The organism is Undibacterium sp. TC4M20W, assembly GCF_049340245.1.
Lineage (GTDB): Bacteria > Pseudomonadota > Gammaproteobacteria > Burkholderiales > Burkholderiaceae_D > Undibacterium.
Window position 1 is genome coordinate 1 of record NZ_JBMPPI010000071.1, and the last position, 560, is coordinate 560.

At 55.0% G+C, this 560-nt stretch carries 1 pseudogene; it reads left to right on the plus strand.

Features of this window, described 5'->3' with window-relative positions:
- Positions 1-54: 54 nt before the first annotated feature.
- Positions 55-560: pseudogene (locus ACO0LL_RS30325) on the plus strand (MotA/TolQ/ExbB proton channel family protein); the annotation flags it as partial.

Sequence of the window (560 nt, forward strand, 5' to 3'; positions counted from 1 at the left end):
ATAAAAACAGCAGTAAGCAATACCAACCTTATTTTGTTAAAAGGAAGCACCTCAATGAAAACCCGTTTCTCCGCATTCCTGGCTGCAACACTCCTGGCCTTGACAGCCGCCGTTGCCGTCGCCCCTGTTTCTGCACAGGAATCCGCCTCTGCAGCTGCCTCCGCTGCTGCCCCAGCACCAGCACCTGCTGCAGAAGCAGCCCCGGCACCAGCCGCCCCAGCAGACGCTGGCGCCCCGGCAGCACCTGCAGCTGCCAAAGAAATGGTAGACAACCCATACGGTCTCGACGCCCTCTGGAAAACCGGTGACTTCGTTGCCAAAGGCACACTCATTATCATGGTCATCATGTCCATGGGCAGCTGGTACATCCTCATCACCAAAATCATTGATCAAGTTAAACTGTCCGGTCAAGCCACAGATGCCCGTTCCAAATTCTGGAAAGCAGCCTCTGTTCAAGCCGGTGCCGCTTCTTTGAAAGAAGGCAGCCCATTCCGCTTCATCGCTGACTCTGGCATCAAAGCCACAGAACACCATGAAGGCGCGCTGCTCGAACAAATCGA